8 protein-coding genes and 3 tRNA genes are annotated in these 8584 nt (G+C 72.6%); 4 read left to right on the top strand and 7 right to left on the bottom strand.

What is annotated here, in order from left to right; all coding sequences use genetic code 11:
- The 3 genes from ACOJUF_RS20525 to ACOJUF_RS20515 all read left to right on the top strand — a co-directional run.
- Positions 1-1881, top strand: a 1881-nt coding sequence (locus ACOJUF_RS20525) for a DUF4157 domain-containing protein (RefSeq protein WP_420123671.1), incomplete at its 5' end; no start/stop codon positions are given.
- Positions 1874-2509: a hypothetical protein gene (locus tag ACOJUF_RS20520; RefSeq protein ID WP_420123670.1), complete on the top strand. Its 636-nt coding sequence runs from the start codon at positions 1874-1876 to the stop codon at positions 2507-2509. The genes ACOJUF_RS20525 and ACOJUF_RS20520, both read left to right, overlap by 8 nt.
- Positions 2510-2719: 210 nt before the next feature.
- Positions 2720-3250 carry a phosphate-starvation-inducible PsiE family protein gene (locus ACOJUF_RS20515; protein ID WP_420123669.1) on the top strand — a complete coding sequence of 177 codons (531 nt, stop codon included), beginning with the start codon at positions 2720-2722 and terminating at the stop codon, positions 3248-3250.
- Here ACOJUF_RS20515 and ACOJUF_RS20510 read toward each other — a convergent pair.
- The 3 genes from ACOJUF_RS20510 to ACOJUF_RS20500 form a co-directional block, all read right to left on the bottom strand.
- Complete coding sequence (locus tag ACOJUF_RS20510) at positions 3226-3927, bottom strand: hypothetical protein (RefSeq protein WP_420123668.1); 702 nt, start codon at positions 3925-3927, stop codon at positions 3226-3228. The genes ACOJUF_RS20515 and ACOJUF_RS20510 overlap by 25 nt on opposite strands.
- Before the next feature lie 124 nt (positions 3928-4051).
- Entirely contained in the window at positions 4052-5209 is a 1158-nt protein-coding gene (locus ACOJUF_RS20505; RefSeq protein ID WP_420123667.1) for a hypothetical protein, read from the bottom strand.
- Positions 5209-6210 (bottom strand): hypothetical protein, encoded by a 1002-nt coding sequence (locus ACOJUF_RS20500; protein WP_420123666.1) that lies wholly within the window; start codon positions 6208-6210, stop codon positions 5209-5211. Before ACOJUF_RS20500 ends, ACOJUF_RS20505 begins: the two co-directional genes overlap by 1 nt.
- 297 nt (positions 6211-6507) lie before the next feature.
- On the opposite strand from ACOJUF_RS20500, the gene ACOJUF_RS20495 reads away from it, so the two are divergent.
- Entirely contained in the window at positions 6508-7566 is a 1059-nt protein-coding gene (locus ACOJUF_RS20495; protein ID WP_420123665.1) for an HAF repeat-containing protein, read from the top strand.
- Positions 7567-7627: 61 nt separating this feature from the next.
- Here the strand turns inward: ACOJUF_RS20495 and ACOJUF_RS20490 are convergent.
- From ACOJUF_RS20490 to ACOJUF_RS20475, 4 genes are all read right to left on the bottom strand, one after another.
- A tRNA-Val gene (locus tag ACOJUF_RS20490) sits at positions 7628-7702 on the bottom strand.
- A 20-nt stretch (positions 7703-7722) separates the two neighbouring features.
- Positions 7723-7796: transfer RNA gene (locus tag ACOJUF_RS20485), tRNA-Cys, on the bottom strand.
- A gap of 41 nt (positions 7797-7837) precedes the next feature.
- Positions 7838-7910: transfer RNA gene (locus ACOJUF_RS20480), tRNA-Gly, on the bottom strand.
- A 286-nt stretch (positions 7911-8196) separates the two neighbouring features.
- Positions 8197-8584 (bottom strand): SsgA family sporulation/cell division regulator (locus ACOJUF_RS20475; protein ID WP_420123664.1); only part of this gene is annotated, 388 nt, incomplete at its 5' end.

Raw genomic sequence — 8584 nt, 5'->3', positions numbered from 1 at the left:
CCGCTCGGCGGGTCGCCCGTCGGGCCGGAGATCGGCGGGGCCCTGTCCCGGTTGCGCGGCCAGGGCCGGCCGCTGCCCGAGTCCGTGGCCGGGCCGATGGGCCGGGCGATGGGGGCCGACCTGAGCGCGGTCCGCATCCACACCGGCGCCGAGCCGGCCCGGCTGGCCCGGTCGGTGCAGGCCACGGCGTTCACGCTCGGCCGCGACATCTTCTTCGGTGCCGGCACCTACGCTCCGCAGACCGGCGCCGGCCGGCGGCTGCTGGCCCACGAACTGGCCCACACCCTCGCCCCGGCGGCCGGGTCCGGGCCGTCCGCCGGGTCCGGTCCGGTGATCGGCCGGGCGGCGGATCCGGCCGAGGCGCAGGCGGATCGGGTCGCCGACGACGCGTTGCGGCTGCTGCGCCGGCCGGCGCCGGCCGCTCCCGACCCCGATCCGGCGCTCGGATCGGGGCCCGGCCCGGGCGCCGATCGGCTGCGGCGCCAGGTCGGCTTCGAGGCCGAGCTGACGGTGCCCAGCCTGGGTCCCGCCGCGAACACACTGACCTACGTCAAGGCGGCGGGCAAGGTCACGCCGGCGATCAAATCGTTCCTGGACGGCGGCGTGCCCTACGGCACCGACATGGGCGGCAAGGGCACCGACGTCCGGCTGGACAGCGACCACAGCGGCACGGTCGACCGGACGCCCATCGTGACCAAGCTGACCGAACTGGGCTACGTCACCGGGACGCCGTCCGAACCCCGGACCAAGATCGAGTTCGTCACCGCCGCGGTCGACGAGCTCGCGCCGGCCGCCAATGCCCGCATCAGCACGCTGGCCTTCGGCCTGCGGGACCAGCTCCGGGCGGCCCTGACCCAGGCGCAGAGCGGCAGCATGCACCAGCTCGGGGCGCCGGCGAAGGCCGGCTACTTCACCGGGGTGCCGGTCGCCGACCTCAAGGCCTGGTTGGGGGCCGATTACGGCGAGGTGGAGACCCTGGTCAAGGAGTACCTGACCAGCGGCATCCAGGACGACATCTACCTGCAGGCCACCGTCGGGGTGCTGCCGGCGGCCCTGTTGGAGTTCTTCGCCACCACGATCCTGCCGGTCGGCAAGGTCCAGGTCGCGCCACCGTCCGCGGCCCGGCAGCAGCTCCTCCCGATCGTCGCCGAGGTGGTGGCGTTCATGGACGAGAAGTTCGCGACGGCACCCAAGGACCATTGGATCACCACACTGGGTCCGACGGCGCGGAAGGCCTTCCTCGGCCTGCTGGGTCTGATCTACAGCTACCTGCTGGGCGACACCCTGCACCAGACCAGCGGTGGGACGACGTCGGTGGTCAAGAACGCGGTTCCGTTCCTGATCAAGATGAGCCCCTACGGGCTGCTGGCCGCGACCGCCCCGCACCACCTGGCGAGCGACCCGCCGCCGAAGGACTTCGTCCGCGGCATCGGTGATCTGTTCAAGAAGACCAAGTACCTGGAGCCGGCGTACTGGGTCGAGGAGACCCGCAAGGACAAGGCCACCGCCGTCGGCGATGGCAAGATCCCGGCCAAGCTGGAGGCCCGACCGCGGGGGGACCGGTTGATCACCGGGGACTACACCGACTTCGTCGAGCGGGTGCTGCTGGGCACCGGCGGCGCCATGTCGGTCGTGGTCGGCAAGGAGCTGCCCGGTCCGGACAAGCCGCCCACCGACTCCGGCGGCATCAACGTGTTCTACGAGCTGTACAACCAGCAGGGCATCCCGCTGGAGTACCGGGCGATCAAGCAGCGGTTCACCGTGGATTCGCTCCCCGCGGCCATCGCCGAGATCGTCAACGATGTCCGGCAGGCGAACATGTCGGGCCTGAGCGAGGAACAGAAGGCGGCCGTGAAGAAGGCGTACGGGGCCAGTGCCTGAGCACCTGCGGTGGACGCCCGCCGGGTCGGGGCCGGACCCGGCCCCCGGGGCGGAGCTGACCGGCACGATCCGGTGGGGTGAGGCGGAGGGGCCCGAACCGCTGCTGGTGCATGAGATCTCGGTGCCGCTCGGGCCGGTGACGCTGGGGGAGCTGGCCGACGACGAGCCCATGCTGCGCCTGCACTCGATCCGGTTCGGCGTGCGCAGCTGGCGCGAGCTCGCCGGCCGCGACTTCACCTTCCCCACCGTCGTCCGCGAGATCGAGGAGGAGGGGGAGTCGACCCCGGTCTTCGACATCTACGGCAGCCTGCGGCTCGGGGAGGGGTACCACGAGGTGGTCCCGTCCGGGGTCGTGTTCGGGGCGATCGACGGGTGCCGGGTGACGGTGACGATCACCGGGCAGGTGCGGCCGGTCGCGCCGGTGCCGGCCTTCGAGACCACCGACTTCACCTGTGCCGCCACCCTGACGCTCGGGCCCGTCACCGTGCGCGGCGACCTGGCGTCGAGCGAGGTGCCCGACGCGGCCGGGGCCGGGGAGCTGGCCACCCGGCTGCTGCGGGTCGAGGACTACAGGTCGCCGCGGCCCCGTCGCGGGGTCATCGTGGTGGAGCCCGACTGCGGCTCGTGACGTCGGGTCGCCGGACCGCCCGCGCCGGTGTTGACTGCAGGTCCTGACCCGCACGCGCGGATCACGACCACACCGCGGGCCGGGCCGGCGGACGTACCGACGGAGGTTCCGACGAACGCCCCAGCCCCCGGCCGCCCGTCCCGCCGCCCACCGGACCGCGGGCCCGACCAGCCCGCCGACTCGACGGCCGACGAGACCACGGACGCGAAGGTGCCGCCGCTGGTGCGGGCCGGCAACCGGGCGCTGGAGGTGGCCGAGGGCGTCGTCTACATCGGCATCGCCGCGTTCCTGCTGGTGCTCGCGATCGGCGCGTTCGTGATGGCCGCCCGGCAGGTGCCGGCCCTGTTCAGCGAATCGGACGCGGCCAAGGCGGCGCTGGAGATGCTGGACACGCTGCTGCTGGTGTTCATCGTCGTCGAGCTGCTGTTCGCGGTGCGGATCACCATCGCCCGGCGCGAGCTGATCGCCGAGCCCTTCCTGCTGGTCGGCATCATCGCCTCGATCAAGGAGATCGTCGTGCTGTCGGTCAAGGCGGCCGACGAGATCGGCACCGGGACGCCGTTCTCCGACGCGATGTGGGAGGTCGCGGTCCTGGGCGTGCTGGTGCTGCTGCTGGGGGCCACCGCCCTGCTGCTGCGGCGCAAGGAGCGTGAACCGGGGGAGGGCGACGATCAGGGTCCGTTCCGACCCGACGGTGCCGGCGACCGGCCGAGCGCTCAGGCCCAGACGATGCCGGAGTAGGAGCCGCCCTGCAGGACCCGGCCGTCGGCGACCAGGGAGGCGCCGGCCAGGAAGCCGCTGATGGTCAGCGTGGCGTTGATGGCGCCGCCGACCGCGGTGGTGCCCCGGTAGGACAGCGGCGCGGTGACCGGGACGTCCAGGATCGTGCCGGTGAACGTGCCGGTGCAGGTGAAGGTGTCGGCGTAGGTGCCCGGCGGGACGCGCTGGGCGTCCGCGCACGGCGCGGCGACGGAGGCGGTGGTGACGGCGGTGGCCGAGCCGACGATGGCCGGGTCGGGATCGGCGTCGTCCGGACCCGGGAAGGTGATCACGCCCGGGACCGTCAGCCGGCAGCCGGTGAGCGTCGGCTCGAACGTGATGCCCGTCGCGGCGGTGCCGAACGTGCCCGTGGCGGTCCGCAGGGTCAGCCGCAACAGCACGAGGCCGATGGCCTGATTCTGGACGTCTCCGCCCAGGTCGGCCGGCCCAGCCGGGTCGGCCGGGTCGGGCAAGGCCGGGTCGGCCGGGTCGGGCCGGGCCGCGATCGCCGGGTCGGGCAAGGCCGGGACGGCCGGGTCCGTGGACGTCTGATCCGGCGTGGCCGGATTCGCCGTGGCGGCCTGGGCCGGGCCGGCCGTCAGGACCAGGGCGAGCGCGGCCCCGGCCGCGATGCAGGCTCGTCGCCAGCGGGAGGTCATGCAGGTACGGTACCGGTCCGCGGCAGCGCTGCGTAATCAAATGGACACGAACGGCGAGGATCCACCGATCGGGCGGCGCAGCGATCGCGGGCCGTACCCGACGGTGACCGACGGTCGCGCGCGGTCACCGCACGGTCAGCGTGACCTCCCGGCGGGCGTCGTCGACCGCCGTGACCTGCAGCGTCCGGGCGTAGCCCGGCAGCGGGACGGTCTGCCCCACGACGGCCGGATGCCAGGACATGACCGTGGCCCGGAGGGCGTCCGGGCACCGTTGCGACCCGTAGCCGACGGTGTGCACGACGAGCCCGCCGGTGGCCGGCAGGTCGGCCGCCCCGCCCGGCGGCGCGGCGATGCCCCGGTCGAACCCCTCGGGCCGGCGGTACTCCACCCAGACCTGGGCGTCGGCCCCGGCCCGGCGGGGGAGTTCGCCGACGGTGATGGCGATGCGCCGGCCGTCCCCGATCGGCGGGGCGCCGGCGTTGCACGCCAGCGGGTAGGACAGGCCCACGGCGTCGGCCAGGTCTGCCACCTGGAGGTGCGTGACGTTGCGGCCATAGTCCAGCCAGCCGGCGGCCAGCAGGTAGGGGGCGATCAGGCCGGGCCCGCACATGCCGTGCTGGTAACGACCGGGCCAGGCGAGCGCCGGGCTCTGGAAGGTCCGGGCGACGCTCGGTCGGCCCATCATGCAGAACGGGTCGGCGTAGTCGTCGAGGGCGGACCGGTCGGCGTGCGAGCAGACGCCGAACGTGTGGGTCATCTCGTGGCAGGCCAGCTGCGGGGCGACGTCCTGGGCCCCGACGAACCGGTTCTTCGTCCCGGCCGCCGTCCCGGCGGTGGAGACGCCGTCGTCGGGCAGCCACATCACGTGGTCGAACTGGTCCAGCGGTATCCCCCGGGCCTTGGCCAGCCGGGTGTAGTCGGCGTCCTCGGTGCCGGCCTTGGCCGATTGCTGCTTCTGCTGGAAGGTCATCAGCGGGAGCGGCCCGAAGACCTGCCACTCGACCAGCAGCCGGCCGCCGCTCATCGTGCGGAAGTAGGCGGCGACCCCGTCCGGTTCGAAGAACATCCGGTCGAACCAGTCCATCGGCATCGTCAGTTTCGGGGTGCTCCCCGGGTAGGTCAGCAGGCACACCGCCCACGACGAGACGACGGTCCGGTCGCGCTGGGCCAGCAGCGCGCGCAGCGAGTACTTCGGGGTGCCCCGCTCGGCCGCGATCGCCCGCAGGCTCCAGTCCCGCTGACCCGGGCGGACCAGGCTGGAGTTGACCAGTGCGGCGTCCATCAGCGCAGCATCGTCAGGACGGGGAGCAGCGCCTGGCCGTGCGGCAGCACACCCAGGGCCTTGCCCACGAGCGACCCGACGGCCCGGCCGGCGTCCGCGCACATCGCGTGGCCCGGGGTGGGCGAGGAGGTGAGCAGGTCCCCGCGGCGCACCGGACCCCGGTCGGCGTCGACCCAGCACATCACCTTGCCGACGAGCGCGACCGGCAGCCGGGACCCGCCGCCGCCGGTGTCCAGCACCATCGCCGGACGGAAACCGGGGGCGCCGGAGACGATCCCGATCACGGCCGTCTCGTAGGGCCGGTCCGCGGGTTCGAGGCCGCCGCCGTCGCCGAGCCGGACGACCATGCCGGGAAGTACCGTCGCGCCCGTCTCCACCTCGAACTCCTCCGCGACGTCGGCCCCGAGGGGGCGGACGTCCCCGCCGACGTACAGGTTGCCGGACACCGAGACCCGGCCGTCGAACATGCCCGCCCAGCCACCGCCGGTGTTGCCGCCGAACACGCCGGCGTTGTTGATGCTGCGGCTGACGCCGAACACCGCGTGGAACGCCTCGCTCTCCCCGACCACGCCGGCGTTGTCCCGGCTCGAGCCGAACACGCCCTGGTAGGTCTCACTCACGCCGACGACCCCGCGGCGGCCCCGGCCGACGACCCCGTCGCCCCGGTCGCTGCCGCCCTCGACCCCTACGCCCGAGGTGCTCCGGCCGACGACGCCGGTATTCGAGGCGCTGGTGCCGTGGACGCCGAAACCCGACGTGCTCTGCCCGATGGTGCCCGTCGAGCTCGTGCTGACCCCGTGCACCCCGTACAGCGTCCGGCTCTGCCCCAGGACCCCGGTGTTGGTCTCGCTCTCGCCGAAGACGCCGTGCCAGGCCGGGCTGCGGCCGTAGACGCCCGACGCCCCGCCGCGGGATTCCCCCCAGACGCCGGTGTACCGCTCGCTGATCCCCAGGATCGCCGTCTCGTTGTCACCGGTCACCCGGTTCTCGAACGTCCCCATGAGCCATCCGTCCCCTTCGCGGCTTTTGTGGCATAGATCACTTTTGATGATCCTCAGGCGGGAGTTGCGGCGCCAGCGGATTACCGGGCCGGCGGCGGGGCGCGGTGAGGGCCGGCGATCGGGCCGGGCGATCGGGCTGGGCGATCGGGCTGGGCGCGGGCTGGGCGGTCGAGCGGCGGGCCGGAAGGACGTTGGCCCCTGTCTCGGGTCCGACTGACGTGGTGGGGTGAGTGAAGTGGCGTCGTCGCCTTGGGGGGGTAGGGGCCCGCGCCTGAAGTCAACCCGAAAGGACCGGGCATGCATCCCCAGATAGTTTTCACCGCCCTGCGCCGGATCGCCGCCGTCGTCGTGCTGGCCATGCTCTTCGCGGCGCCGGCGGCGACGACCACCGCCGGCGCGGCGGTCGGCAGCGGCCCCGACCGGCCGGGCCCGGCGAGGACGTACCACCAGCTGGTGCTGGGCTTCCCGGCCGTCATCAACGATCTCAACGATGCCGCGGTGGTGGTCGGCGAGTCCGGCGGGCACGCCTTCAGTTGGCGGGCCACGACGCGGCAGAAGGTCGACCTCGGCACTCTCGGCGGCCCGACATCGATCGCGTACGGGATCAACGATCGCGGGCAGATCGTCGGGACGTCCGACGTCGGCACCGTCCGGCATGCCTTCCGGTGGGACCCGGCCGATCACCGGATGACGGATCTGGGCACCCTCGGCGGCTCCTACTCCACCGCGTATGCCGTCAACAACCGAGGGCTCGTGGTCGGGGAATCGGAGACCGCGGACGGCCGCATGCATGCGTTCAGCTGGGATCCGCGCACCGCGCGGATGAGCGACCTGGGCACGCTCGGCGGGGATTCGTCGACCGCGACGGCGGTCAACGATTCCGGGCAGATCGTCGGAAACGCCCGCACCGGCGACTTCCTGACGCACGCCTTCCGCTGGGACCCCCGCTCACGACAGATGCGCGATCTCGGGGTGCTGCCCGGGAGCGTCGTGTCGTTCGCCACAGGCATCAACAACCGCGGCGAGGTGGTCGGGTACACCAACGACGTCGGTGACTTCACCGACCGGGCGTTCCGGTGGGACCCGAGGTCCGGACAGATGCAGACCATCGCCGGGTTGCCGGACGTCTACTCCCACGCCACCGGCATCAACGATCTCGGCCGGATCGCCGGCTACTGGGACGACCAGAGTGGCCGCACCACCGCGTTCGTCTGGAGCCCGTCCCACCAGGCCGTCACCGAATTGCCGCAGACCGGCGGGACCTCGAGCGGGTACACGACCACGTCGGCCATCAACAATCGGTCCTGGGTCGCCGGGCAGGAATCGTCGGCCGCGCTCTGGATTCCCAGCACCTAGGACGACGGACAACTGGCAGGCCGGTCGCCGCCGAAGCGTTGCCCCAGATCAGAGGGGCAGGTGGTGGGCGATACTGGGATTGAACCAGTGACCTCTTCCGTGTCAGGGAAGCGCTCTCCCGCTGAGCTAATCGCCCGGGACCGTCGGTGGGACGGATGGAGGTGGGAACGGGATTCGAACCCGTGTACACGGCTTTGCAGGCCGTTGCCTCGCCTCTCGGCCATCCCACCATCGGAGGATCCGGAGGTGCTTGTTGCCGGGACCTCTTCCGAGCGGACGACGGGATTCGAACCCGCGACCCTCACCTTGGCAAGGTGATGCGCTACCAGCTGCGCTACGTCCGCACCGCTCTCGCCGCCGTTCCCGGCTGCGCGAGCCCGGCAACTCTAACCGACACCCTGCGCGGGTTCCAAACCGGGCACCACTCCCGTGTTGTCGACCGCGGTGTCGAAGCCCCTCGGCGCCTGCATCGAGCCATCCCCATGGCTGCCCACCCCCTCGATGGGCCCGGGTCCGGCGGGGGCGGTTCGCCCCGCGGATCCGGTTGATGCGCACGCGTTCGGAGTCATGTCCGGGCACACGTCCGGACGGGCGCGACGATCACCGGGATCGCCGCGGGCGGGCCTCGGTTCAGGCCTCGAACGTGTCGTGCACCGGCAGGCTGCGCAGGTCCGACTCGACCTCGAAGTACGCGGACTCCGACCCCGCCGGCACCAGCTGCAGGGAGCGGTCCAGGAACGCACCCACGTCCGGGGTGTGGGCCAGCAGGCGGGCCGACTGCTCGCCCGAGCGCAGCTCGATGACCGTGCCGTCGTGCACCGGGAAGATCTGCACGTCACCGATGCCGGCGGGGCCGGCGACGCCGTCGGCCAACAGTTCCCGGCCGAACACCCAGCTGACCGCCGGGCTCTGGTCGACCGACAGCAGCAACTGGATCGCGAACGGGTCGTCGCTGCGGTACCGGAACTCGGCGTGGACGGGCGGCAGGGCCGGGTCGGAGATCAGGATCATCTCGGTC

It is taken from the genome of Nakamurella sp. (genome assembly GCF_048594475.1).
Taxonomy (GTDB): domain Bacteria; phylum Actinomycetota; class Actinomycetes; order Mycobacteriales; family Nakamurellaceae; genus Nakamurella.
Note: the sequence above shows the minus strand (reverse complement) of the source record. Positions and strands in the feature narration are given on the sequence as shown.

What these genes read in the sequence shown, in the direction of transcription:
- ACOJUF_RS20510 (WP_420123668.1), bottom strand. Translation starts at nt 3,927, where the DNA reads ATGACCTCCCGCTGGCGACGAGCCTGCATCGCGGCCGGGGCCGCGCTC.
- ACOJUF_RS20505 (WP_420123667.1), bottom strand. Translation starts at nt 5,209, where the DNA reads ATGGACGCCGCACTGGTCAACTCCAGCCTGGTCCGCCCGGGTCAGCGG.
- ACOJUF_RS20500 (WP_420123666.1), bottom strand. Translation starts at nt 6,210, where the DNA reads ATGGGGACGTTCGAGAACCGGGTGACCGGTGACAACGAGACGGCGATC.
- ACOJUF_RS20495 (WP_420123665.1), top strand. Translation starts at nt 6,508, where the DNA reads ATGCATCCCCAGATAGTTTTCACCGCCCTGCGCCGGATCGCCGCCGTC.